This window comes from Labrys wisconsinensis (genome assembly GCF_030814995.1).
Taxonomy (GTDB): domain Bacteria; phylum Pseudomonadota; class Alphaproteobacteria; order Rhizobiales; family Labraceae; genus Labrys; species Labrys wisconsinensis.
Window position 1 is genome coordinate 321,231 of the sequence record NZ_JAUSVX010000004.1, and the last position, 24,632, is coordinate 345,862.

Consider the following 24,632-nt stretch of genomic DNA (forward strand, 5'->3'; position numbering starts at 1 on the left):
GCGGCGCACCGGCGACCGTCGCGAGCCCTCTCAGCCGCCCCCCGCGATGACGGCCGCTCCGGCTCCGAACAGCAGCCAGGCCAGCGCGGGATGCAGCACCAGGCGCGCCGGGCCCGTCCGCGCCGCGAAGCCGAGCCCGTGCGCGAACAGGCCGGCGGCGCCGAGCATCAGGAGCGGCAGCCCGGCATGGACGCGCCCGTTCGGGACGCCGTGGAGGGCATAGGGATAGAGCAGCAGCAGGAGGCTCACCCCGCCGGCGGCCATGAGCGACAGCGCTCGCGTCCAGGGCCGGCCGGTGGGCCGCGCCTCGACGTCAGTGGCCCCGGTCATCGACGGGCACGCGGACGGGCTCGCTCTCGTGCAGCTCGAGCCACATGGCGTTGAGGATCGAGAAGGCGCCGGCGAACCCGACGCCGAGGATCCAGGCGAAGTACCACATGGGCGATATCCTCCTTCAGTAGATGCCGGGCGGGTTGCCCGCGACATGGGCGAGCGTGACGCGCCCGCGCAGCACGCGGTAGACCCAGGCGGTGTAGGCCAGGATGATGGGCAGGAAGACCGCGGTCGCCCCGAGCATGATGGCGAGCGTCAGGTGGCTCGACGACGCGTCCCACACGGTGAGGCCGGCGTCGGGCGCGAGCGAGGACGGCAGCAGGAAGGGGAAGACCGCAAGACCCGCGGTCGCGATGACGCCGGCGAGGGCAAGGCCGCTGGCCGGGAAGGCGAGGCCCGGCCGGCCGGCGCGCAGCAGGGCCGCAGCGCCGAGGGTGCCGGCCCACACGAGCAGCGGCGCGGCCACCGTCCAGGGCTGCTCGCGATAGTTGGCCATCCAGGCGCCGGAGGCGCGCACGACGTGCTTCATCAGCGGATTCGAGGGCCCGTCATGGGCGAGAGGGCCGACGACGACGTAACCATCGATGCCGACCGCCACCCAGATGCCGGCGACGATGAACAGGACGAGCGTGACGAGGGCGGCGCGCCGGGCGAAGAGAGCGGCGCGAGAGGCCACCGGCTCGCCGGCCTTCAGCGCGAGATAGGCGCCGCCGTGCATCACCAGCATCGCGACGCTGACCAGGCCGCAGAGCAGGGCGAAGGGATTGAGCAGTCCGAGCAGGGTGCCCTCGTAGGTCATGCGCAGCGTCTCGTCGAAGCGGAACGGCACGCCCTGCAGCACGTTGCCGAAGGCGACGCCGAAGACGAGCGCCGGCACGACGCCGCCGACGAAGAGCGCCCAGTCCCAGGTTCTGCGCCAGGTCGGGTGTGCGACCTTCGAGCGGAACTTGAAGGCGACGGGACGCAGGATCAGCGCGCAGAGCACCAGGAACATGGCGAGGTAGAAGCCGGAGAAGGCCACGGCGTAGAGCGGCGGCCAGGCGGCGAAGATGGCGCCGCCGCCGAGGACGAACCAGACCTGGTTGCCCTCCCAGACCGGGCCGACGGTGTTGATGGCCACGCGCCGCTCGTCGTCCGTGCGGCCGACGAAGGGCAGCAAGGCCGCGGTGCCGAGGTCGAAGCCGTCGGTCACGGCGAAGCCGATGAGCAGGATGCCGAGGAGCGCCCACCAGATCAGGCGCAGCGTTTCGTAGTCGAGCATGGCAATGCCTTTCGGGACCTATTCGGCGGCGACCGGGACGGCGATCGGGGACGGGGCGCGATCCGGCTCGGACAGGCCCGGCCCGAGCCGGATCGCCTTGATCATGAGGTAGACGTCGACGACCAGCAGCGTCGAATAGAAGACGATGAAGCCGACGAGCGTGGTGAGGACGTTGCCGGCGGACAGGCTCGACACCGCCAGGAAGGTCGGCAGAACGCCCTCGATCACCCAGGGCTGGCGGCCGACCTCGGCGACGTACCAGCCGAGCTCGGCGGCGATCCAGGGCAGCGGCAGCACCCAGAGCGCCACCCGCAGGAAGGCCGGCGAGGCCAGGAGGCGGCGGCGCGAGGCGAGGTAGAAGGCCACGGCGAAGAGGCCGATGAAGAAGAAGCCGAGGCCGACCATGATCCGGAAGCTCCAGAACAGCGGCGAGACCTGCGGCACCGTGCTCCAGGCGGCCTGCTCCACCTCCGCATCCGTGGCGTTGCGGATGTCGGGCCGGATCTTCTTGAGCAGCAGGGCATAGCCGAGGTCGTCGCCATGGGCGGCGAGGTCGGCCCGGGCCAGCGCGTCGGTGCGGTCGGCGCGCAGCCTCTCCACCGCCGCATAGGCGAGGAGGCCCGAGCGGATCCGCACCTGGGCATGGGCCGCGAGCTGGTTGATGCCCGGCACCTCGGTGCTGATCGAGCGCGTGGCGATCAGGCCGAGCATCCACGGCACCTTGATCTCGTAGTCGGTGCGCCGCGCCGCCTGGTTGGGCAGGCCGAACAGCGTGAAGGAAGCGGGAGCGGGCTCGGTGTCCCACATCGCCTCGATCGCGGCGATCTTCATCTTCTGGTTCTCGCCGGCGGTGTAGCCGCTCTCGTCGCCGAGGACGACGACCGACAGCGCCGCCGCCAGGCCGAAGCTCGCCGCCACGGTCATGGAGCGCTTGGCGAGCTCCACGTGCCGGCCGCGCAGGAGATAGAAGGCGCTGATCGAGAGCACGAAGACCGCGCCGGTGACGTAGCCGGCGCTCACCGTGTGCACGAACTTGGCCTGCGCCACCGGATTGAAGATCACGGCCATGAAGTCCGTCACCTCCATGCGCATCGTATCGGGGTTGAAGCGCGCGCCGACGGGATGCTGCATCCAGCCGTTGGCGATCAGGATCCACAGCGCCGAGAGATTGGAGCCGAGGGCCACCAGCCAGGTCACCGCCAGGTGCGCCACCTTCGAGAGGCGGTCCCAGCCGAAGAAGAACAGGCCGATGAAGGTGGCCTCGAGGAAGAAGGCCATCAGCCCTTCGATCGCCAGCGGCGCGCCGAAGACGTCTCCGACATAGTGGCTGTAATAGGCCCAGTTCATGCCGAACTGGAACTCCATGGTGATGCCGGTGGCCACGCCCATGGCGAAGTTGATGCCGAAGAGCACGCCCCAGAACTTCGTCGCCTGCCGCCAGATCTCGCGGCCGGTCATGACGTAGACGCTCTCCATGATGCCGAGCAGGACCGCGAGGCCCAACGTCAGCGGGACGAAGAGGAAGTGGTACATGGCCGTGAGGCCGAATTGCAGGCGTGAGAGCTGCACAACGTCCATGGTGGTCACGGCACGGTATTCCCTGCAGAAGGGCTGGCGGCCGGCGGGCCGATGAGCCGGGTTTCGACGCGTCCCGCATCCACCTGCGGCCTGCGGGCCGGCCCGAACACGAGCCAGCCGGCGGCGATGACCACCGCGACCTTGGCGGCGACCACGATGACGACGTCACGCAGGAGAGGATGCCTGGACATGGATCTCGTATGCCGGTTGCCCGGCGCCGCCGCCTTGATCTGGATCAGGCGAAGGGCATGCCGCCGGGCGAGGTCGCGGGCCACTCAATGCGCCATCAGCACCGGCATCGGCGCGTGGTCGAGGACGTGCCGCGTGACGCCGCCGAGCAGCAGCTGCCGCAAACGGCTGTGCGTGTAGGCACCCATGACCAGCAGGCTCGCGTTCTCCTGGCTGCAGACGGTCAGCAGGGCCTCGCCGACGGGAACGGCGTCGTCCGGTGCCGCGACCGCCGGCCGCGCGACCACGCCGTGCCAGCGCAGGTATTGCCCGAGGTCGGACAGGTCGGCCCGGGCGGGCTGCGCGCCGGGCGCGGTGAAGATCGTGACGTGCGCCGCCTCCTGCAGCAGCGGCATCGCCTGCGCCACGGCCCTGGCGCCCTCGAGGCTGCCGTTCCAGGCGATCATGACATGCCGCAGGAGATCGTCCGGAACCCGGTCGCCGACCACGAGCGTGGGCCGGCCCGAGGCGAAGACGGCCGCGTCGAAAGCTTCCACCACGAACGGGTCGGTCCAGAGCGGCCTGTCGACGACGATGAGATCGCTGACGCGCCCGGCGGCGGCGACGATGGTCGAGACCTCGCCGATCGCCTCGCGCCAGGATGCGAAGGTCGCGTCGAGCCGGTCGTCCGGGCTCATCGGCAGGTCTCTGGCGGCGCACCACGCCTCCAGGGTGGCGCATGCCCGCGACGCCGACTCGATATTGTCGCGCTCGATCGATTCCGCCGTCACGCCCGCCGCCTGCAGCACCTCGGGGAGGCTGGCGTAGAGGACCTTGGCATCGGGGCGCACGAACAGCACCTCGACATGGGCATGGGTCCGTCCGGCGAGGCGAACGGCGGCCTCGAGCCTGTGGCCGGCATCGATACCGGGGCCGGTGGGCACAAGAATGCAACGACAGGGCATGGCGCGATCTCTCCGTGAGAGCCGCATTCGAGCCGCGGCGGCGGGCGTCCGCTCTGATCCAGCTCAAGGCCCGGCATCGAAGACAGGCGCCGGCAGCCGCCGCGGCGTTTGAGCGAGATCAACGACGGCGCGCCGCAAGCGGGGCCATGCTGCCTGCAGACGGGGGCGGATCGTCCGCCCATCGAGCCGGGAGCGCACCATGCGGATCAGGGACATCATGTCGAAGCCGGTGATCACCGTCGCGCGGACCGCGACGCTCGCCGAGGCGATCCATCGGATGCTCGATGCCCATGTCAGCGGCCTGCCGGTGGTGGACGAGGCCGGCGGGCTGGTCGGCGTGATCAGCGAGGGCGACCTGCTGCGGCGGGCCGAGATGGGGACCCAGCCGCAGCATTCCCGCTGGCTGGAGTGGCTGATCCAGCCTGGCCGCCTCGCCTCCGAATATGTCCGGGCCAATGGGCGGCTGGTGCATGAGCTGATGACGCTGGAGCCGGTCACCGTCGACGAGGATGCCCCGCTCCAGGAGGCGGTCTCGCTGATGGAGCGCTGGCGGATCAAGCGGCTGCCGGTGATGGGCCGGGACGGGCTCGTCGGCATCGTCACCCGGGCCGACATCATCCGCGGCCTCGCCGGGTTCCTGGCTCCCGCCTACGAGGAGCAGGCCACGAGCGATGCGGAGATCCGCAGCCGCATCCTGGCCGAGCTCGCGGCGCAGAGCTGGGCCCCCACCGCCGCGCTCGACATCGAGGTCGAGAGCGGCGTGGTCCGGCTCCGCGGCACGATCTTCGACGAGCGCGAGCGGGATGCCGTCCGCGTCGCCGCCGAGAACGTCGTCGGGGTGCGCCGCGTCGAGGACCATCTCGTCTGGGTCGAGCCCAATACCGGCATGACCATCTCGTCACCACTCGACGAGCGGCGGGATGGCGCCGCCACGCCGGACAAGGCTGCGTAGGGGCCGGCCATGCCGCTCTGCGATATCTGCTTCGTCTGCTTCGATCCGACGCTCGACGAGCGCCGAGGGGCGGCTGCGGCCTATGCCGTGGACCTCGCTGCCCGGCATTCGGCCCACCTGACCCTTGTCGTCGGAGTCGCGCAGACGTCCATCGCCTCGCTGTCGCCGGTCTTCGACCTCGCCGGCATCGAGGCGGAGGCCAACGCCCGGAGCCGCGAGCGGGCCGAGACCTTCGGGGAACGGCTCCGCGAGCTCGCCGCGGTGGCGGGCGTGTCGGCCAGCGTCGAGATTCGCCAGGGCGCGCTGTTCCCGGTCTACGAGGCGGTGGCGCGGGTTGCGCGGGTGCACGACCTCGCGGTGGTCGATGCGCCGCGTCCGGGCTTCGATATGCACCGCGAATTCGTCGAGGACCTGATCGAGTCCTCCGGCGCGCCGGTGGTGCTGGTGCCCCAGGGTTGGACGGCCGGGGCTCGGATCCGCCGGGCGCTGCTGGCCTGGGACGGTGGGCGGGAGGCGGCCCGGGCCATGCACCAGGCCGCCCCGATCCTCGACGGGTGCGGCAGCATCGACGTGGTCCGCATCTCCGGCGAGTCGTCGCGAGCCCGGCGTGCCGCGGCCGAGACCGTGGGCGGCGCCGACGCCGCGCGGCATCTCGCCCGCCACTGCGCCGAGGTCTCCGTCTCCGATCGGCCGGCCCGCGACGGCCGGGTGTTCGACACCTTGCAGCTCCATGCCGGGCTGACCGGTGCGGACCTGATCGTCATGGGCTTCTACGGCCACTCGCGCCTGCGCGAATCCATTCTCGGCGGCGCGACGCGGGACGCGCTGTCGTCGTGCGCGATGCCCGTCCTCCTCGCCGCGTGATCCGGCCGACTGTCGCACTCTGCCGGCGGCCGTGAGCGGGCCGGCAGGGTTTGAGCCATATCGAGGGCCGCGGGCGGGCGCGGCGCAGGCTTCGACCATTGCCCGGCGGGACATCGCCATGCTCCATCGCATCATCCTCCATCTCGCCCGCGCGCCCGATCATCCCGACGGCAGCGACCGCATCGGCTACGAGCTGCTCGCACCGCTCGACGGTGACGGCCATCTCGACCCGATCGGCTGGCAGCAGGTTCGCGCCCTGTGTCACGTGCGCCGTTTCGCGCCCGACGAGCCCGAGCGCGGTGGCCTGCTCGTCCACCGCCCCGGCGGCACGGGCGGCGCGACCTGGCTGATCGATTTCGGCCGCGGCGCCGCCGGCGACGATGAAAGCGGCCATCGCCTCGAGACCCATGTCTTTCGGAAAGGCGAATGCATCTCGATCGGCAATGCCCGGCGCCGCCTCAGGACCTTCAGGATCGTCGACGTGCAACCCGTGCGCGAACGCCTCGCTCCGTCGCGCCGTCCAACCGGCGAAGCGCCGGGTCGGCGCCGGGTCCGTGTTCCCTGGTGACGAGGCGAGGCTGCCGGAGTGCGGGTATCCCGCAGGCAGCCTGCCCTCGATCCTGACGGACGATGAATGCTAGATCGACGGCGCGTGCCGGATCGAGCACGGATCGAGGTAGCGGTCGAACACCGCGCAGATCGCGCGCACGAAAGGCCGTCCCCTCTCCGTTACCGTGAGATAGCGGTCGCGCCGCCGGATCAGGCCGTCCTGCTCGAAGCGGCAGAGCCGGACGAGGTCGGGCAGAAGGCCGTCCGGGCTGACGTCGTGGCGGCCGGCGACGTCGAGCAGGTCGACGGCGAGGTCGCACATCAACCGCGCGATGATCTCGCCGCGGAACCGATCCTCGGTGCTCAGCACGAGGCCGCGCGCGACGGGCAGGTGCCCTCGTCCGACGGCCGTGCGCCAGAGCGGCACCTTCACGACATTCTGGACATATCCCGCCGGCAAATGACCGATGGACGATGCGCCCAGGCCGATGAGCGTCTCGGCCTGGTCCGTGGTGTATCCCTGGAAGTTCCGGCGGACCGTCCCGCGAGCCAGCGCCCGCGCCAGCCGGTCGCCTGGCCTGGCGAAATGGTCGAGGCCGACGCGGACATAGCCGCGCTCCTCCAGGTCGTCGGCCGCGACCTCCTGCTGGCGGAAGCGCTCGAGCGGGCCTGGCAGAGCCTCCTCCGGAATCAGGCGCTGGGCCGGCTTCATCCACGGCACGTGCGCATAGCCGAACAGGGCGATGCGGTCGGGCGCCAGGGTCAGCACCTGCTCCACCGTCGCTCTGAGGCCCATGGTCGTCTGATGCGGCAGGCCGTACATCAGGTCCAGGTTGATCGCGGCGATGCCGGCCTCGCGCAGCGTCTCGACCGCCCAGCGCGTCCGGGAGAATGGCTGCCAGCGGTGCACCGCCCGCTGGACCTTGGGATCGACGTCCTGCACGCCGAGGCTGATGCGGTTCACGCCGGCCGAGACGGCGGCCTCGATCCAGTCCCGCGTCAGCGTGCGCGGATCGCATTCCACCGCGAGCTCGGTGTCCGGGCCGAGGCGGAAGCCGGTCCGCAGCCGGTCGAGGATGCTGCCGAAGTCGGCGCCCGACAGGATGTTCGGGGTGCCGCCGCCGAAATGGATCGCGCCGACGTTCAGGCGGCGACCGACCGCCTCGGTGACCAGCGCGATCTCGTCGAGCAGCCTCGCCGCATAATCCGCCACCGGCTCGGCGCGGGGACTCGCCGCCGTGTGGCAGCCGCAATACCAGCACAGCTGCTCGCAGAAGGGCACGTGCAGGTAGAGCGAGACCGCGTCGGCCGGATCGAGCCGGCGCAGCCAGCCGCGATACTGCGCCTCGCCGACGCCCTCGTGGAAATGCGGCGCCGTGGGATAGCTGGTGTAGCGCGGAACCCGGCCGTCGTAGCGGGCGATCAGCTCGGCCGCCGAGCGAGGCCCCCAGCGCGGGCAATCGGGCTTGAGCGTGCAGGCTTGCGGCATGGTCGACCTCGGCTGGACCGGATGGTCACGCATAGCCACCGGCTCGCCGGCGCGCCTTGATCCCGCTCAATGCCCGCCGGCCGGCGTCAGGCGTTGAGCCGGCGCAGGGCGGCCTTGTTGCGCAGCACGATGTTGCGCCGGGCCGCCGGCAGGGCGATGACGCCGTCGCGCTCGAGCTGGGTGAGGGTTCGCGACACGGTCTCGATGGTAAGGCCGAGATAGTCGGCGATGTCGCTGCGCGACATCGGCAGCTCGATGGCGTCGACATGGACCCGATCCGCCATCTCGAGCAGGAAGGTCGCGACCTTCTCCGTCGCCGACTTGCGGCCGAGCAGGATCATATGCTGCTGGGCCCGTTCGAGGTTGAGCAGCGCCGTTGCGACCACCTGCCGGGCGAGCGGCATGTCGCCGGCGGCCAGGATCTCCAGGCTGCAGCGGCGATAGGCGACCACGACGGCCTCGCCCACCGCCTCGGCGGAGCAGTGGTAGTCCGTGCCGCGCTCGATGCCGAAGATGTCGCCGGCGACATGGAAGGCCTCGATCTGGCGGCGGCCGTCGCTCAGGATCTTGCAGGTCCGCACCACGCCGGCGGTGACCTTGAAGTACCAGCGGGCCTCGTCGCCTTCCCCGTAGATCTCCTCGTCCTTGTGGACGCTGCGGGCGATCCCCATCGCCGGCGCCTCCCCTCGGGCGGCGGCCGCCGGCCCGCCCGCCCGCATCGGGGTGGCGGGTGCGGCGGGATCGATCCCGGTCGTTGCCGGTGCGGTCTGCATCAGAGCCTCCTCGGTGGGCCATGGCCCATCGGTACCGGCATGCCTCGCCGGCGGAAATTCCGGTTCGACGCTGAGGAGAGGTCCTTAAGGCGGGTCCCTCAGGGGTTTTCCGGAGGCGGCCTCAGCCCGGTGCGGTGACCAGCGCGCTGCGGATGGTCTCGACCAGGGCTCCGTCCGTCAGCGGCTTCTCCAGGACCTTGCGGATGCCGGAGCGCGCTGCCCGCGCGCGCATGTCGTTGCTGACCCGGCTGGCAATGAGGATGGCGGGCAGGCCGACGCTGCGCCCGCGCAGCGCGTCGACGAGCTCGATGCCGTTCATCGCCGGCATGCTGTAGTCGACGACGAGGCAGCCGGTGGCCGGCAGGTCCTTCGCGCCGAGAATGGCGGCGGGGCCCTCGTAGAGCTGCACGCGCAGGCCCTCCATCTCGAGGGCGAAGCGCAGGGCCTGCCGCACGGCCGAATCATCGTCGACCACCAGGATCGGTCCAAGCTTGGCGGTCATCCGACATCCTGCCGCAGCGCCGGGAAACGGCGAGCGTCATCCATGCCAGCCCGGCGCTCGCGGCGACTTGATATGCGTCAACCCGGCGTCAGGGCTGCGGATCGCCGCCCCGGCCGACACCGGCGGCGAGCGCCATCCGCACCAGCTCGGACAGGCTGGAGGCCCGCATCTTGGTCATGAGATTGGCGCGATAGATCTCGACCGTGCGCGGGCTGATGGCGAGGTGGGCGGCGATGGTCTTGTTCGGGTGGCCTTCGAGCAGGCCGTCCAGAACCTGGCGCTCGCGCTCGGACAGGGATTCGACACGGGTGCCGAGGTCGGCGGCGGCGGACCTGCGGTCGAGGTCCCAGCGCTGGCGATCGAGCGCGGCGCGCACCGACTCGATGATGGCGCCGTCGTCGAAGGGCTTCTCGATGAAGTCAGCCGCGCCGTCCTTCATGGCGGCGACGGCGAGGGGGATGTCGCCGTGTCCGGTGATCACGATCACCGGCATCGCGCTGCCGAGATCCCTGAGCCGGCGCAGCAGCTCCAGGCCGTCCATGCCCGGCATGCGGACGTCGGTGACGACGCAGCCGGCTGTCGCGCCGGTGCAGGCCTGGAGGAAGGCCTCGGCCGAGTCGTAGAGCCGGGTCGAGATCCCGGCCGTGGCGAACAGGAAGGCGAGCGACTGCCGGACGGCGATATCGTCGTCGACCACGTGCACCGCGAGATCATGCGCCATCGGTGAGGTCCTCGTCCGCTGCGGTCCGCAGGGTGAAACGGAACACGGTGCCCCCGCCCGGGTTGGGCTCGGTCCACAGCCGGCCGCCATGGGTCTCGACGATCGTCCGGCAGATCGACAGGCCGACGCCCATGCCGTAGGGCTTGGTGGTGACGAAGGGTTGGAAGAGCTGCGGCGCGATCGCCGGGTCGATGCCGGGGCCGGTATCGGCGACCCGCACTTCCACCAGGCCGCCCTCGGCCGCGCCGGTCTCGATGGCGAGCGCGGGGCTCGGGCTGTCCTGCATGGCCTCGATGGCGTTGCGGATGAGATTGAGGATCACCTGCTGCACCTGGATCCGGTCGACGAAGACGCGCTCGATATCCGAGTCGAGGTTGAACGAGACCCGGATGCCCCGTTCCTTGGCGCCGACCAGCGCCAGCGCCGCCGCCTCCTGCACCACCTTGGAGAGGTTCTCCACGCGGTGCTCGTTCTCGCCGCGGGCCACGAATTCACGCAGATGCCGGATGATCTGGCCGGCCCGGATCGCCTGGTCCGCGGCCTGGCCGACCGCGTCGCGCAGCAGCGCGGCATTCGGGTCCTGGCTGTGCTCCAGCAGCCGCCGGCAGCCCTTGAGATAGTTGGCGATCGCCGTCAGCGGCTGATTGATCTCGTGAGCCAGGGTCGAGGCCATCTCGCCCAGCGCCGTGAAGCGCGACATGTGGACCAGCTCCGCCTGCAGCTCCTGCAGGCGCGCCTCGGTCTGCTGGCGCTCGGTGAGGTCGCGGATGAAGCCGGTGAAGAAGCGGGCTTCGGCCGACCGCATCTCGCCGACCGACAGCTCCATCGGGAAGGTCGAGCCGTCCTTGCGCTGGCCGACCACGACGCGGCCGATGCCGATGATCCGGCGCTCGCCGGTGGTGAGGTAGCGGCCGACATAGCCGTCGTGCTGCTCGCGATAGGGCGAGGGCATGAGCATGCTCACGTTGCGTCCGACGACCTCCTCCGGCGCGTAGCCGAACAGGCGCTGCGCCGTGGCGCTGAAGGATTGCACGACCGCGCGCTCGTCGATCACGACCATGGCGTCGGGAACCGTCTCGAGGATCGAGCGCAGATGCGCTTCGCGCGCCGTCAGCCGCGCCGCCGCCTCGACCTCCCGCGAGATGTCCTGGATCACGACCACGAAGCCGTGCGCTTCGCCGCCGGCTCCGATCAGGGGCGTGATGGTCCGATGGCAGGTCAGCACCTGCCCGTCGCGGCGCGTGACGACGACGTCCGCGCGGGAGGCTGAAGCAGAGCCGGCGGTTGCGGGCGCTGCCTCCTCGCCGCCATGGGACGGGCGGGCCTGCGTCACGGCGAGCCCGGTCGCATCCGCAAGGCCGATGACCTCCTCGGCGCCGAGGCTGCGCGCGACCACCCGCCCGGCGGGGTCGGTCAGCACCACCGCGGGGTTCACCGCGGATCGCGGCGATCGCGCGCCGTGCGTGGTCGGATCGTCGTCCTCGTTCAGCACGTCCGCTCGTCCGCCTCCTGCAGGCTTCCTTCTAGGCGTCCTGCGCGCGGGTGGGAAGCGTGCGCGCCCGGCGCAGAGCGCATATCGAAGCGGGCGCCGCTTTGATCGGCGTCAATGCATCCGCCCGGCTCCCGCTCTCCCATGCGAGCCGACGCACGACACGGAGGCGGCCCCATGCACGCGATGGTCCTGAACCGGCCGCGCCGCCCCCTCGAATGGACGGAACGCCCGGACCCGGTGCCCAAGGCCGGCGAGATCCGCCTGCGGGTGGAGGCCTGCGGGGTGTGCCGGACCGACCTGCACATCGTCGACGGTGACCTGCGGCACCCGCGCCTGCCCGTGGTGCCGGGCCACGAGATCGTCGGGCGGGTCGACGCCATCGGCCCGTTCGTCCGCGGCTTCGTGCTCGGCCAGCGGGTCGGCGTGCCCTGGCTCGGCCACGCCTGCGGGCATTGCGCCTATTGCGCCGGCGGCCGCGAGAACCTGTGCGACGACCCGCTGTTCACGGGCTACACCTGCGACGGCGGCTTCGCCTCCCATGCGATCGCCGACGCCAAATTCGCCTTTCAGCTCGACGAGCGCGCCGATCCGGTCACCCTCGCGCCGCTGCTCTGTGCTGGCCTGATCGGCTGGCGCAGCCTGAAGCTGGCGGGAGCGGGCGAAGCCATCGGTCTCTACGGCTTCGGCGCCGCGGCTCACATCGTCGCGCAGCTCTGCCTGCATCAGGGCCGCCGCGTCCACGCCTTCACCCGTCCGGGTGATGCGCAGGCCCAGTCCTTCGCCCGCTCCCTCGGCGCCGTCTGGGCCGGCGGTTCCGACGAGCCGGCGGCCGAGCCGCTGGATGCCGCCATCATCTTCGCGCCCGTCGGCTGGCTGGTGCCGGCTGCCCTTCGCGCGGTCCGCAAGGGCGGCAAGGTCGTGTGCGGCGGGATCCACATGAGCGACATCCCGGCCTTCCCCTACGGGCTGCTCTGGGAGGAGCGCCAGCTTCTGTCCGTGGCCAACCTCACGCGCGCCGACGCGGCGGAGTTCCTCGCCGCCGTCGCCGCTGCGCCGGTGCGGACCGCGACGACCCGCTATGCGCTCGAGCAGGCGAACACGGCCCTCGCCGATCTGCGCGACGGGCGCCTGCAGGGCGCGGCCGTGCTGGTGCCCTGAGGAGCGGCTGCGTCGCCGCGGCGATTGAGGCAGATCAAGGACGGTTAGCCGGCACAGTGGCGGGATGAATCGATCGCCAGACGACAGGGCTTCCGTAGAGGCAGGCGCCGATGATCAAGGACATACTGGTTCATCTCGACGGCGGTGCCGAAGACGAGACGCGCGTCGCCCATGCCCGGATGCTCGCCGAAGCCAACGGGGCGCGGCTGGTCGGCGTGCTGACGGCGCTCCTCCCGGCGTTCCGTGTGCTCGCCGACGGCGTCGGCGACGAGGGGGCGAGGCACTACGATGCGGATGCGCGGGCGCGCTGCGAGACGCACATGGCGCGGCTCGAGGCCATCCGGCTGGAGCTCTGTCGTCGCTTCGCCAATTCGGCGGCGATGCGGGAGGTCCTGCGCATCGACGGCTTCCCCGAGACCGTCTGCGCGCAGCTGGTCCGGGAGGTGCGCCGCGCCGATCTCCTGGTCGCGACCTGCCCCTATCGGGCCGGCCATCGCCGGTGGGACGGCCTGGTCGAGGCCGCCATGCTCGAAGGCGGACGGCCGCTCTACCTCGTGCCGCCCGGCCGCCCGCCGGCGGATCGGATCCGCTCGGTCGTGGTGGCCTGGAAGGATGGACGCGAGCTCGCGCGCGCAGTCGGCGACGCCATGCCCCTCCTTGCGGACGCCGCCGGCGCCACGCTCGTCTGCGTGCCCGAGCCCGAGAATCCCGACCCGTCGGACGGCCTCGACGCATGGGCCGAGCACCTGCGCTGGCACGGGGTCCGGGCGAGCTGCCGCATGCTCGACGGCGATGCCGGGCCCGTGGGCCGGCTGATGATCGAGGAGGCCCATCGCCTCGGGGCGGACCTGATCGTGCTCGGGGCCTACGGTCATTCCCGCCTGAGGGAATGGCTGGTGGGCGGCACGACGCGCGACCTGCTGCGGCTCAGCGACATTCCGCTGCTCGTCGCCCATTGAAGGGGCGATCGCGGCCGGCCGAAGGCCCGGCGACAGCTCGCGGGCTTCGACCAATCCGTCGAGCCTGGGCACTGCAGGTCCGACTCCACGCGCGCTCGAAGCCCGAGCGGCAGCTCCACCGGATCACAGCTCCGCCGGCCAGCGCCAATCGCGCACCTCGGGCATGTCGAGGCCGTATTGCCGGATATAGCGATCGTGCTCGATCAGCTTGTCGCGGATCGCCTGCTTGGCGTAGACGGCGGCGGCGCCGAGCTTGGGCACGCGGTCGATCACGTCGGCGACCAGGTGGAAGCGGTCGAGCCGGTTGCGCACCACCATGTCGAACGGCGTCGTGGTCGAGCCCTCCTCCTCGTAGCCGCGCACGTGCATGTTGTCGTGGTTGGTGCGCTTGTAGGCCAGGCGGTGAATCAGCCAGGGGTAGCCGTGATAGGCGAAGATCACCGGCTTGTTGGTGGTGAACAGCGCGTCGAAGTCGCTGTCGGTCAGCCCGTGCGGATGCTGGGTCCTGGGCTGCAGTGTCATCAGGTCGACGACGTTGACCACCCGCACCTTCAGGCCCTGCACGTGGCGGCGCAGGAAATCGACCGCGGCCAGGGTCTCCAGCGTCGGCACGTCGCCGGCGCAGGCCATCACCACGTCCGGCTCCTCGTCGCGGTCGTTGCTCGCCCATTCCCAGATGCCGATGCCCTGGGTGCAATGCTTGATCGCCGCATCCATGCCGAGCCATTGCGGCGCCGGCTGCTTGCCCGCGACGATGACGTTGATGCGGTTCCAGCTCCTCAGGCAATGGTCGGTGACGTAGAGCAGCGTGTTGGCGTCCGGCGGCAGGTAGACCCGCACGATGTCCGCCTTCTTGTTGACGACATGGTCGATGAAGCCGGGGTCCTGGTGGCTGAAGCCGTTATGGTCCTGGCGCCAGACATGCGAGGTCAGGAGGTAGTTGAGCGAGGCGATCGGGCGGCGCCACGGCACGTCCCGCGCGGTCTTCAGCCATTTCGCATGCTGGTTGAACATCGAATCGACGATGTGGATGAAGGCCTCGTAGCAGGAGAACAGGCCGTGCCGGCCGGTGAGCAGGTAGCCTTCGAGCCAGCCCTGGCAGAGGTGCTCGCTCAAGACCTCCATCACGCGGCCATCGGGCGCCAGGTGGTCGTCCTCCGGCAGCCGCGCGGCGTTCCAGGCCCGGTCGGTGGCCTCGAACACCGCCTGCAGCCGGTTGGAGGCGGTCTCGTCCGGGCCGAAGACGCGGAAGTTGCGGCTCGCCCGGTTGGCCCGCAGGGTATCGCGCAGGAGGGCGCCCATGACGGCCGTCGCCTCGGCGCTGTCGCCGCCGGGATGGGCCACCGGCACGGCATAGGCGGTGAAGTCGGGCAGGCGCAGCGGCCGGCGCAGCGCGCCGCCATTGGCATGCGGATTGGCGCTCATGCGCGCCTCCCCGGCGGGGGCCAGCGCCGCGATGTCCGCCTTCAGCCGGCCGGCCTGGTCGAACAGCTCCTGCGGCCGGTAGCTCGCCATCCAGGTCTCCAGGAGCTGGAGATGGCCGGGCTTGGCCATGTCGCTGAACGGCACCTGGTGCGAGCGCCAGGATCCCTCGGTCTTGAGGCCGTCCACGGTCTTGGGCCCGGTCCAGCCCTTGGGGCTGCGCAGCACGATCATCGGCCAGCGCGGCCGCTCGGTGCGGCCCTCCTCCCGCACGGCCCACTGGATGGCGCGGATCCCGGCGAAGGCCCGGTCCATCGCCGCGGCCATGGCCTGGTGCATCGCCTCCGGCTCGTGGCCCTCGACGAAGAGCGGGTCGTAGCCGTAGCCGCGCAGCAGGCTCTCCAGCTCGTCGCCGCCGATGCGCGCCAGCACGGTCGGGTTGGCGATCTTGTAGCCGTTGAGGTGCAGGATCGGCAGCACGGCCCCGTCGGTCGCCGGGTCGAGGAACTTGTTGGCGTGCCAGGAGGTCGCCAGCGGCCCGGTCTCGGCCTCGCCGTCGCCGACGACGCAGGCGACCACGAGGCTCGGATTGTCCAGCACCGCGCCATAGGCATGGGCGAGGGAATAGCCGAGCTCGCCGCCCTCATGGATCGAGCCGGGCGTCTCCGGCGCGGCGTGACTCGGAATGCCACCGGGGAAGGAGAACTGCCGGAACAGGCGCTTCATGCCCTCCTCGTCCTCCGAGACGTCGGGGTAGAGCTCGCTGTAGGTGCCTTCCAGATAGGTGTTGGCGACCACGCCCGGCGCGCCGTGCCCGGGCCCGGCGATGAACAGCACCTCGGCGTTCTGCTCGCGGATCACCCGGTTGAGGTGGACATAGAGGAAGTTCAACCCCGGCACCGTGCCCCAATGGCCGAGCAGCCGCGGCTTGACGTGCTCGAGCTTCAAGGGCTCGCGCAGCAGCGGGTTGTCGAGCAGGTAGACTTGGCCGACCGAGAGATAGTTCGCCGCGCGCCACCAGGCGTCCATGTGCTGCAGCGTCTGCGGCGAGAGCGGGGCGGTTTCCGTTGGCTGCGCCTTGCTGTCCATCGTGCTGCTCCAGAGCCTGGTGGAATCGATACCGCATCAACGACGCACCGTGATGACGGCATGCCGCCAGAGGTTGAGCGAGGCGCCGCGTCCCGCATTGACCGGGATCAAGCCGCGGCGGCCGGCGCCGGCTTGCCGGCGAAGACCGACCAGGCCTCCTCGGCGATCACCTGTTCCTCATCGGTCGGGACGACCAGCACGGCGACCGGGCCGCCGCCGTCGATCTGCGCCGCGTTTCCGGCATTGGCGGTGTCGTCCAGCGTCACGCCGAGCCAGGCGAGGCGCCGGCATACGGCGGCCCGGATCGGCGGCTGGTGCTCGCCGATGCCGGCGGTGAACACGAGCGCATCGAGCCCGCCGACCGTGTTGGCGAGGGCCGCGACCTCGCGGGCGATGCGGAAGGTGAAGAGATCGAGCGCCTCTCGGGCCTCGGGCGCCTCGCTCTCCAGCAGCACGCGGCTGTCGGCGCTGATCCCCGACACGCCGAGCAGGCCCGAACGGTTGTAGAGCAGGTCCTCCAGAGCCTCGACGGAGAGGCCCTGCGTCTTCATCAGATGGATCGCCACGCCCGGATCGAGCGCGCCGCAGCGCGTCGCCATCGGGATGCCGTCGAGGGTGGAGAAGCTCATGCTGGTGTCGCGGCTGACGCCGCCTTCGAGCGCGCACAGGCTGGCGCCGCTGCCGAGATGGGCGACCACGACGCGCTTGTCCGCGAGCGCCGGCCGGCTGTGCGCGAGCTGCCCGGCGATGAACTTGTAGGACAGGCCGTGGAAGCCGTAGCGCTTCACCCCGGCCTCGAACAGCGCGCGCGGCAGGGCGAAGCGGCGCACCAGCGCATCCTGGGTGCGGTGGAAGGCGGTGTCGAAGGAGGCGGCCTGCCCGAGGCGGGGGCGCTGGCGCCGGATCGCCCGGATCAGCGCGACGCTCCTCGGCTGGTGCAGCGGCGCCAGCGGCACCAGCGCCTCGATCGCATCGAGGCTCGCCGCGTCGATCGCCACCGGCTCGCCGAAATGGTCGCCGCCGTGGACGACGCGGTGTCCGACCCCGGCGAGAGCCTCGAGCGGCACGCGCCCGGCGAGCCAGGCGAGCACCTCCTCCACGATCGCCTGCAGGTCCGCGCCCGGAGCCCTCAGCGACTGGTCGGCCGGGCCGCCGTCGCCCTCGAAGCGCAGCGTGACCGGCTGGTGGCGCAGATCGATCAGGGCCTTGCCGAGCCGCCGCGGCGGTTCGGCTCCAACACCGAAGAGACCGAGCTTGATGGTCGAGGAGCCGGCATTGACGGTCAGCAGGACGGGATCCTTCACCAGGGCTCTCCTTCCCGGCCCGCCCTGCGGGCCCGGCCCGCCCAGCGGGGCGGAAGGGTTGCTGCGATCGCCGGCCGCGGCACGACTGCCGCGGCCGGTGCGTCAGGGCGTCGCGCCGTCCTCCTGCCGGACCAGGGCTTCGAGCCGGTCGAGGAACGGCGCCTGGGCGGCGAGGATCTTGTCGCGGGCGGCTTCCAGGGTGAACCAGGCCGCCCGATCGACCTCAGGGAAGCTGCGCAGGTGTCCGCTCTTCGGCGGCCATTCGATCTCGAACCGGTTGCTGCTGAAGGCCGAGACGTCGAACGCGCCCGCCAGGGCGAAGGCCTCCACCCATTTGCCGCCGGCCTGGCGCACCTGGCCGAGCGGCGCCAGTGGGCCGTCCGCGGTGAAGCCGAGCTCCTCGGAGAACTCGCGCCGCGCCGCGGCTTCGCCGTCCTCGCCCTCGGTCTTCTCGCCCTTGGGGATCGTCCAGGCACCGCGGTCCTTCTTCTGCCAGAACGGACCGCCGGGATGGACCAGCAGGACGCGCACACCGTCCGCGACCCGCCGGTACATCAGGATTCCCGCGCTGTGCTTGGCCACGCCTGGCTCCTCTCGTGCCGCTCCGATCCTCGGTGAGGAGGCGGCCGAGGCGCCATCGTCGCTCTCCGGGCGACGCAGTGCAACCAGGGGCAGATGCATCATCGGCAAACGCCGTGGCGCCGGAGCTGTTCCCGGCCGGGCCGTCATGCGCCCGAGGGATCGGCGGCTCGCCCGGCCGCCTGGGCCTCAGCCGGCCTGCCTCGGCGCGGCGACCAGCGTCTCGACCACGGAGTCGATGCCGGTTCGCCCCTTCACGGCGTGACGCCCGCCGTCCCGAAAGGCGATCCAGCCCTCGTTGAAGCCGTCGAGCATCCGCATGCGCGCGAGAGGATGGCGCATGCCCTGCTCGCGGAAAAGCGCCTCCCAGCGCTTGCGCGGCACGGCAACCGCCCGCACCGGCCGCCCGAGGACACGTGCGAAGGCGGCTGCGATGTCGTCGGGCGCGACGCGGCGAGGGCCTTCCAGCTCGACGACGCGCGTGCCCTGCCACTCCTCCTGGATCAGCCGGGCCGCCTCGATCCCGACATCCGCCGCCGCGACCATCGGGATCGGCTTGTCCGTCGGCACGAGAAAGCTCTGCATCAGGCCGGTCTCGCGCACCGGCGCCACGTCCCACGCGGCATTGTCGGCGAACCAGGCCGGCCGCAGCATCGTCAGCGGCAGGGCCAGATCGTGCAGCGCCGCCTCCATCATCGTGCGCTGGGAGAGCAGGTTGTCGTGCTCCGCGTCCGCACCGATGGTCGACAGGCAGAGGATCCGTGCCGGAGCGGCCGCGCGCAACGCCTCCGCGACACTTTCGATCACCGCGCGCGCCTCGGGATAGCCAGGCTCGGGGTCGAACACGGGCGGGGGCAGGATGAACGCCGCCGCGGCGCCGGCGAAGGCCGCGGTCAGGGCCGCCGCATCTTCCATGTCGGCAATCGCGATCTCGCATCCCTGCGCCGCCCAGTCCTCGCCCTTGCGGGGGTCGCGCAGCACGGCGCGGACGGGCTGGCCGGCGGCGAGAAGGGCGCGGGCGAGCGTGCCGCCCACCTTGCCGGTGATGCCGGTGATTGCGAACATGGTGAGACCTCGTGACTGCCTGCTCCGCTCCTGGTCGAGCGGCTGCCGGATGGATAGCGCCGCGGGGAGCGTTGCCGTGAGCGCGCTTGAGTCATAAGATTGGTGACATCCAATCAACGGGTCAGGACGATGGCGTTCGACGGGCGCGTGGTCTCGAATGTCGGCGTCCTCGCCGCGGTGGTCGAAGGCGGCAGCTTCGCCCGCGCAGCCGAGGCGCTGGGCCTGTCGCGATCCGGCGTCAGCCGGGCGGTCGCCCGCCTGGAGGCGCGGATCGGCGTGCGGCTGCTCGACCGGACGACCCGGGCCGTGGCGCTGACGGACGAGGGGCGCAGGCTCTATGCCGAGATTGCGCCGTTGCTGACCGGGATCGAGGACGCGGTCACCCAGGCGGCCGGCTCGTCGGTGGCGGTGCGGGGCCGGTTGCGCGTCAATGTCGACGCCTTCTTCTCCCGCATGATGCTCACGCCCCATATCGCGGCCTTCCTGTCGCTGCACCCGGACCTGTCGCTCGAGCTGGTGGCGAAGGACCAGCTCGGCGACCTCGTCGGCGAAGGTTTCGACATCGCGGTGCGGTTCGGCACGCCGCCGGAGTCGTCCCTGATCGCCCGGAAGCTGCTCGAGACTCACACGATCACCGTCGCCGCGCCGGCCTATGTCGCGGCGCGCGGACGGCCGGCATTGCCTGCGGACCTTGCCGACCATGCCTGCATCCAGGTGCGGGACAGTTCCAGCGGCCAGCCGATCGAGTCCTGGCGCTTCATCCGCGGCAACGAGGCCGTCGAGGTCCGCACGCGGGGGCGTCTGCTGGTCGCCGAGTTCGGCACGATGCTCGGCGCCTGCCTCGACGGCGTCGGCATCGCCAGGATCAAGGCGATCGGCGTGCAGCACCTCATCCGCGAAGGCGCCCTGGTCGAGCTGCTGCCGGATTGGCGCGGCGAGAGCTTTCCGCTGCACGTGCTCTACCCCTCGCGTCACCTGCCGCCCGCCAAGGTGCGCGCCTTCATCGATTTTCTCGTGGCGCGGCTGACGCCGGGCGAGGGGAGGGCGACATCCCGGCCGTCCGGTTCAGCCGAGCCGGTGCCCCGGACGCGGTGGCGCGTCGGCGCCCACTGACGGCGGGCCTGCACGCCGCCAACGCCTTTCATCCCGGGCAAGGGGCGGCCATGATGCAGGACGCGAGCCGTTCAGGGGAGCACAGCCGTGCCGTCGACCCTCCTTCTCCGCAATGCCGACATGGTCGTCACCATGAACGAGGACCGGCGCGAGATCGCCGGCGGCGGCGTGTTCGCGCAGGACAACCGCATCGTCGCGATCGGCCCCTCGGCCGAGTTGCCGCAGACGGCGGACGAGGTGATCGACCTCGCCGGCCACGTGCTGCTGCCCGGCCTCGTCAACACCCATCACCACATGTTCCAGAGCCTGACCCGGGCGGTGCCGGCCGCGCAGGATGCCGAGCTGTTCGGCTGGCTGAAGGCGCTCTACCCGATCTGGGCCGGGCTGACGCCTGACATGGTGCGGGTGTCGAGCGAGACCGCCATGGCCGAGCTGGTCCTGTCGGGCTGCACCACTTCTAGCGACCATCTCTACATCTATCCCAACGGCGTCCGGCTGGAGGACTCGCTGGAAGCCGCCGCGGCGATCGGTCTGCGCTTCCACGCGGCGCGCGGGGCGATGAGCCTCGGCGAGAGCCGGGGCGGCCTGCCGCCCGACAGCCTGGTCGAGGACGAGGCCGCGATCCTGAAGGAGACGCAGCGCCTGATCGAGCGCCATCACGACGCCGGGCGCTTCTCGATGCGCCGCATCGTCGTGGCGCCGTGCTCGCCCTTCTCCGTCAGCCGCGACCTGATGCGCGAGGCGGCGCGGCTGGCGCGGGCCTATGGCGTGTCGCTGCACACCCATCTCGCCGAGAACGACAGCGACGTCGCCTATAGCCGGGAGATGTTCGGCATGAGCCCGGCCGACTATGCCGAGGACCTCGGCTGGGTCGGCCCGGACGTCTGGCACGCGCACTGCGTCAAGCTGGACGAGGCCGGCATCCGGCTGTTCGGCCGCACACGCACGGGTGTCGCCCATTGTCCCTGCTCGAACATGCGCCTCGCCTCCGGCATCGCGCCGGTCCGGCGCATGCGCTGCGCGGGCGTCGCGGTCGGCCTCGGCGTCGACGGCAGCGCCTCCAACGACGGCGGCCACCTCCTCGGCGAGGCGCGGCAGGCCATGCTGCTCGCCCGCGTCGGTCACGGTCCGGCTGACATGACCGCCCGCCAGGCGCTGGAGATCGCCACGCGCGGCGGCGCCGCGGTGCTGAACCGCGACGACATCGGCGTGCTGGCGCCCGGCATGGCCGCGGACCTCGTCGCCTTCGACCTTCGCACGCCCGGCTTCGCCGGCGCCGGCCACGACCCGGTGGCGGCGCTGGTGTTCTGCGCGCCGGCCACGGTGGCCTGGAGCGTGATCGACGGCCGGGTCGTGGTGCGGGAGGGCCGGCTCGCCACGGTCGATCTGCCGGTGCTGGTGGAGCGGCACAATCGTCTGGCGCGGCGGCTGGTGCGGGGAGATTAGGCGCCGTCCGGAAGGAGGCGTCCGCCATGGCGGGGATAGGCGCCCATGGGGGCTGACATAGCCCCATCTCAGCCGCTATCGGGACAGGACCGGCCCTGGCGACGGTGACGGCGGCGAGCGCATCGAACCCGCCCCCGGTGCGGATGCGCCGGGGGCGGGCATGGCCTTACTGGATCACGTCGACCACGGCGTGGCTGCCCGGGTCGACCAGCACGATCTCGTCGCCCTGGTCGCCGGTGACGAAGAAGTCGTAGCTGCGGATATCGGGCACTTCGCCGACCACCGCGTCGGGCAGCGGCACCAGCTCGATGTCGGAGGGCACGTTCGCGCCCGCCTGGAGGTCGAAGCTGCGCTGCACGGCGGCGATGCGCCGCTCACGGGCATAGTCGAGGATCTCGCGGCGCTGCGCCATCGTCAGCCGGATGCCGCCGGTGCGCTGCATCATCGCCCGCTGGCCGCTGCCCTGCCGGATCACCTCGACCACCCTGCGCGTCTGCGGCTCGACGATGACGACCTCGTCCTGGACGATCACATAGTCGTAGCCCCGGTATTCCGGCGCGATCTCGACGATGTCGGGCGGCAGCGGCAGTGGCCGCACCCGGGTCGGCAGCGCCGTGCCGATCGCGACGTTCACGTCGACGTCGACATTGGAGCGCTCGCCGGTGCGAAACAGCGTGTCGCGCACCCGGTTGGCCTTGTCCCGGGAAACGTTGAGGCTGCCGGTGACGTCGACGTCGCCGCGGCCGCCGACGCGCGCCTCCCCGGTCTGCATTCGGTTGTCGTTGTCGCCATTGGCCGGCTGCCGGCCGAACTGCTGACGCTTGTTCAGCTCCTGCGGCTGCTGGCCGAGCTGCTGGCGCCTGGTCTGGTCCTCGGGCTGCTGCACGACCTTCCGGCGCTGCTCGGTGTTCATCTGCTCGGTCGTGTTGACCTTGGGCTTCATGCCGTTCGCCGGCTGCTGCTCGCCCATCCTCTGCTTGGCGGGGGGACAGTCGGCCTTGCCGGGCGGGCACCGGCCCTGGTCGGCCTGCCGCTGCTGACGGTCGGCCGGCGTCGCGGTGTCGGCGCTCTCGGCCGGCCGCTTCTTTGTCGGGCCGGACTCCTGGGCCTGCATGGGCTGCTGGCCGGCATCGTTCGGCTGCCGCCTCTGCTCGCCCGTCGCCTGTTTCGGCCTCTCCATCTTGTTGGCGGGCTCCTGCCGCGGGGCCACGGTCTCGCCCTGCTGCATCTGGCGCTGCTTCGGGATCTGCTCGTCCTGGGCGACGGCGCCGCCGGCGGTCAATCCGATCGCGAAGGCCGCTGCGGCCACGCTGGAAAACAATCTGCTCCTCATTGGAAGCCTCCTATCGATTTCGGGTTCGAGCCCGGATGTTTCCGAGCTCGTCAAGAACTGAAACCGTCGAGAGGCAGATTGTTCCTGTCCGGCCGTCGAATGCAGGATCCGGTCATGGATTGCGGGGGCAGCGATATATTCGAAGATAGAGAGCGCTCGCGCGCGAACACGGGATGGAACCTCGGGTTTGACTGAACCGAAGCTTGCCGCCCCGCTGCGCCGGCGTTCTGTCAACCGGGGTGCCGCATCCAGGCGCGCAGCAGGACCAGCGTCAGCGCGATGGCCACGTTGGCGGGCGGCCACTCCATGTGGGTGTGGCCGTCCCGCTCCTTCCAGGCCGAGACCCGGTGATCCGGCCCGGCCGCGGCATGGCCGGAACCGCCGGCGACCCGCCAGAGCTGCGCGTCGGGGTGGGGGCTTTCCTCGACGCTCCAGCGCCAGCCCGGCAGGCGGCGTGCGAGACAGGCCTCGACCTCCTCGCGCGATGCGGTGAAGCGGGGCACGGGCGAGCCGTCGGCGCAGCACGGTTGCGCCGCATCGCCATCGACCAGGCCCAGCAGCCGGGCGATGGCGATGTCGAGCCCGCGGTCGGGGCCGGCCGCTGCTTCCAGCCGCGCCAGGATGCCCGGCGCGACGCGACGCGGATCACGCCGGGTCGAACCGGCCTGTCTCGGCGGAAATTCAGGCCTGACGGGCGAAAACGCCCCGGAAATCGTCGCCATCATCGCTCTTTCCTATCCATGTCGCCGATCGGCGCGCCGCGCCCGAATCAGCTTGTGATCTCGATGAGAACAAAAAGAGAACATACCACTTGGTGCCGCGGCCCGCAAAGGAGGGGCGACATCGATCGTCCTCGCCGGTGATGTGCGGGTCCGCCCATGCCCGGGCATGACTAGCGACCGGGGTGCGCGTCTTCGGTGTCCGATCGCACGTCGCTGCCGGCCGCGGCGACGCCGCGCCGGGGGCGGCTCGCGCTTCTCCGGCGCAGGCGCGCCGGACGCGGCTCAGCGCAGCTTGCGCAGGAGGGCGAGCAATTCGGCCTGTTCCTGGCGCGACAGCGGCGCCAGCGTCTCCCCGGTCACCGCCACCGCGGCGGGGAAGGAGGATTCGACCAGAGCCTTCCCGGCCTCGGTGAGGCAGACGAGGTGGCGCCGCCCGTCGGTCTCGTCGGCGCGGACCTCCGTCAGCCCGCGCTTGATCAGGCGGTCGATCACGCCCTTGATCGTCGCCACGTCCATGGCGGTCAGGCGGCCGAGCAGGTTCTGCGACAGGGGCCCCTTCTCGTAGAGCTTGGAGAGCGAGGCCCATTGCGTCGGCGTCAGCGCCTCGCCGAAGCGCTCGGCGAAGATGGTGGTGTGGCGCTGCACCACCTGGCGCAGGATGAAGCCGACCTGCTCGTCGAGGATATAGCCGGTGGAGTCCTCGGCAGTCTTCCTGGCTTTCGGTGAGGCCGTCATGCACAGTCCTTCCCCGGCGTCGGCCCGAGAGCCGGCAGTCCGATATGCGTTTTCCGCGCG

At 71.2% G+C, this 24,632-nt stretch carries 25 protein-coding genes; 7 read left to right on the plus strand and 18 right to left on the minus strand.

Features of this window, described 5'->3' with window-relative positions; translation table 11 throughout:
* Positions 1-30 precede the first annotated feature (30 nt).
* The 6 genes from QO011_RS14135 to QO011_RS14160 are packed head-to-tail and all read right to left on the minus strand — an operon-like array spanning position 31 to position 4,305.
* A complete protein-coding gene (locus tag QO011_RS14135) occupies positions 31-330 on the minus strand; it encodes a cyd operon YbgE family protein (RefSeq protein WP_307272914.1) in 300 nt (99 codons plus the stop codon).
* Complete coding sequence (gene cydX, locus QO011_RS14140) at positions 314-439, minus strand: cytochrome bd-I oxidase subunit CydX (RefSeq protein ID WP_307272917.1); 126 nt, start codon at positions 437-439, stop codon at positions 314-316. Before cydX ends, QO011_RS14135 begins: the two co-directional genes overlap by 17 nt.
* Before the next feature lie 15 nt (positions 440-454).
* Positions 455-1,594, minus strand: coding sequence for a cytochrome d ubiquinol oxidase subunit II (gene cydB, locus QO011_RS14145; protein ID WP_307272920.1), 1,140 nt, complete (start codon positions 1,592-1,594; stop codon positions 455-457).
* Between the two features lie 18 nt (positions 1,595-1,612).
* Complete coding sequence (locus tag QO011_RS14150; RefSeq protein ID WP_307273171.1) at positions 1,613-3,172, minus strand: cytochrome ubiquinol oxidase subunit I; 1,560 nt, start codon at positions 3,170-3,172, stop codon at positions 1,613-1,615.
* Positions 3,173-3,177: 5 nt separating this feature from the next.
* Positions 3,178-3,447: a hypothetical protein gene (locus tag QO011_RS14155; RefSeq protein WP_307272922.1), complete on the minus strand. Its 270-nt coding sequence runs from the start codon at positions 3,445-3,447 to the stop codon at positions 3,178-3,180.
* Positions 3,448-4,305, minus strand: coding sequence for a universal stress protein (locus QO011_RS14160; RefSeq protein ID WP_307272924.1), 858 nt, complete (start codon positions 4,303-4,305; stop codon positions 3,448-3,450).
* 199 nt (positions 4,306-4,504) lie between these two features.
* Here QO011_RS14160 and QO011_RS14165 point away from each other — a divergent pair, with 199 nt between their 5' ends.
* From QO011_RS14165 to QO011_RS14175, 3 genes are all read left to right on the plus strand, one after another.
* Positions 4,505-5,257: a CBS domain-containing protein gene (locus tag QO011_RS14165; RefSeq protein ID WP_307272927.1), complete on the plus strand. Its 753-nt coding sequence runs from the start codon at positions 4,505-4,507 to the stop codon at positions 5,255-5,257.
* 9 nt (positions 5,258-5,266) lie between these two features.
* Positions 5,267-6,121, plus strand: coding sequence for a universal stress protein (locus QO011_RS14170; protein ID WP_307272930.1), 855 nt, complete (start codon positions 5,267-5,269; stop codon positions 6,119-6,121).
* Positions 6,122-6,239: 118 nt separating this feature from the next.
* On the plus strand, positions 6,240-6,689 hold the full coding sequence (locus QO011_RS14175; RefSeq protein WP_307272931.1) for a hypothetical protein: 450 nt from the start codon (positions 6,240-6,242) through the stop codon (positions 6,687-6,689).
* Between the two features lie 69 nt (positions 6,690-6,758).
* On the opposite strand, the gene hemN is transcribed toward QO011_RS14175, so the two are convergent.
* The 5 genes from hemN to QO011_RS14200 all read right to left on the minus strand — a co-directional run bounded on the left by hemN (position 6,759) and on the right by QO011_RS14200 (position 11,647).
* Positions 6,759-8,159 (minus strand): oxygen-independent coproporphyrinogen III oxidase, encoded by a 1,401-nt coding sequence (gene hemN, locus QO011_RS14180; RefSeq protein WP_307272933.1) that lies wholly within the window; start codon positions 8,157-8,159, stop codon positions 6,759-6,761.
* Between the two features lie 86 nt (positions 8,160-8,245).
* Positions 8,246-8,932, minus strand: a complete 687-nt coding sequence (locus QO011_RS14185; protein ID WP_307272934.1) for a helix-turn-helix domain-containing protein — start codon at positions 8,930-8,932, stop codon at positions 8,246-8,248.
* A 121-nt stretch (positions 8,933-9,053) separates the two neighbouring features.
* Complete coding sequence (locus QO011_RS14190; protein ID WP_307272936.1) at positions 9,054-9,434, minus strand: response regulator transcription factor; 381 nt, start codon at positions 9,432-9,434, stop codon at positions 9,054-9,056.
* Between the two features lie 88 nt (positions 9,435-9,522).
* Positions 9,523-10,155 (minus strand): response regulator FixJ, encoded by a 633-nt coding sequence (fixJ, locus tag QO011_RS14195; RefSeq protein ID WP_307272938.1) that lies wholly within the window; start codon positions 10,153-10,155, stop codon positions 9,523-9,525.
* Positions 10,145-11,647: a sensor histidine kinase gene (locus tag QO011_RS14200; protein ID WP_307272941.1), complete on the minus strand. Its 1,503-nt coding sequence runs from the start codon at positions 11,645-11,647 to the stop codon at positions 10,145-10,147. The genes fixJ and QO011_RS14200 overlap by 11 nt, the downstream gene beginning before the upstream one ends.
* Before the next feature lie 174 nt (positions 11,648-11,821).
* Here QO011_RS14200 and QO011_RS14205 point away from each other — a divergent pair, with 174 nt between their 5' ends.
* Positions 11,822-12,805, plus strand: a complete 984-nt coding sequence (locus QO011_RS14205; RefSeq protein ID WP_307272944.1) for a zinc-dependent alcohol dehydrogenase family protein — start codon at positions 11,822-11,824, stop codon at positions 12,803-12,805.
* Positions 12,806-12,915: 110 nt separating this feature from the next.
* Entirely contained in the window at positions 12,916-13,764 is an 849-nt protein-coding gene (locus tag QO011_RS14210) for a universal stress protein (protein WP_307272946.1), read from the plus strand.
* A gap of 123 nt (positions 13,765-13,887) precedes the next feature.
* On the opposite strand, the gene QO011_RS14215 is transcribed toward QO011_RS14210, so the two are convergent.
* From QO011_RS14215 to QO011_RS14230, 4 genes are all read right to left on the minus strand, one after another.
* Positions 13,888-16,275, minus strand: coding sequence for a phosphoketolase family protein (locus QO011_RS14215; RefSeq protein WP_307272949.1), 2,388 nt, complete (start codon positions 16,273-16,275; stop codon positions 13,888-13,890).
* Positions 16,276-16,382: 107 nt separating this feature from the next.
* Positions 16,383-17,579, minus strand: a complete 1,197-nt coding sequence (locus QO011_RS14220) for an acetate/propionate family kinase (RefSeq protein WP_307272951.1) — start codon at positions 17,577-17,579, stop codon at positions 16,383-16,385.
* Between the two features lie 102 nt (positions 17,580-17,681).
* Positions 17,682-18,161, minus strand: coding sequence for an NUDIX hydrolase (locus QO011_RS14225; protein WP_307272953.1), 480 nt, complete (start codon positions 18,159-18,161; stop codon positions 17,682-17,684).
* A gap of 186 nt (positions 18,162-18,347) precedes the next feature.
* Positions 18,348-19,223: an NmrA family NAD(P)-binding protein gene (locus QO011_RS14230; protein ID WP_307272955.1), complete on the minus strand. Its 876-nt coding sequence runs from the start codon at positions 19,221-19,223 to the stop codon at positions 18,348-18,350.
* 129 nt (positions 19,224-19,352) lie between these two features.
* On the opposite strand from QO011_RS14230, the gene QO011_RS14235 reads away from it, so the two are divergent.
* Together QO011_RS14235 and QO011_RS14240 are read left to right on the plus strand one after the other, a co-directional pair.
* On the plus strand, positions 19,353-20,336 hold the full coding sequence (locus tag QO011_RS14235) for a LysR family transcriptional regulator (RefSeq protein ID WP_307272957.1): 984 nt from the start codon (positions 19,353-19,355) through the stop codon (positions 20,334-20,336).
* Positions 20,337-20,423: 87 nt separating this feature from the next.
* Positions 20,424-21,782: an 8-oxoguanine deaminase gene (locus QO011_RS14240; RefSeq protein WP_307272959.1), complete on the plus strand. Its 1,359-nt coding sequence runs from the start codon at positions 20,424-20,426 to the stop codon at positions 21,780-21,782.
* Between the two features lie 166 nt (positions 21,783-21,948).
* Here the strand turns inward: QO011_RS14240 and QO011_RS14245 are convergent, their stop codons facing one another.
* The 3 genes from QO011_RS14245 to QO011_RS14255 all read right to left on the minus strand — a co-directional run bounded on the left by QO011_RS14245 (position 21,949) and on the right by QO011_RS14255 (position 24,572).
* Entirely contained in the window at positions 21,949-23,115 is a 1,167-nt protein-coding gene (locus tag QO011_RS14245; protein ID WP_307272961.1) for a DUF1236 domain-containing protein, read from the minus strand.
* A gap of 230 nt (positions 23,116-23,345) precedes the next feature.
* On the minus strand, positions 23,346-23,837 hold the full coding sequence (locus QO011_RS14250) for a hypothetical protein (protein ID WP_307272964.1): 492 nt from the start codon (positions 23,835-23,837) through the stop codon (positions 23,346-23,348).
* 282 nt (positions 23,838-24,119) lie between these two features.
* Complete coding sequence (locus QO011_RS14255) at positions 24,120-24,572, minus strand: MarR family winged helix-turn-helix transcriptional regulator (RefSeq protein ID WP_307272968.1); 453 nt, start codon at positions 24,570-24,572, stop codon at positions 24,120-24,122.
* Between the last annotated feature and the right edge of the window lie 60 nt (positions 24,573-24,632).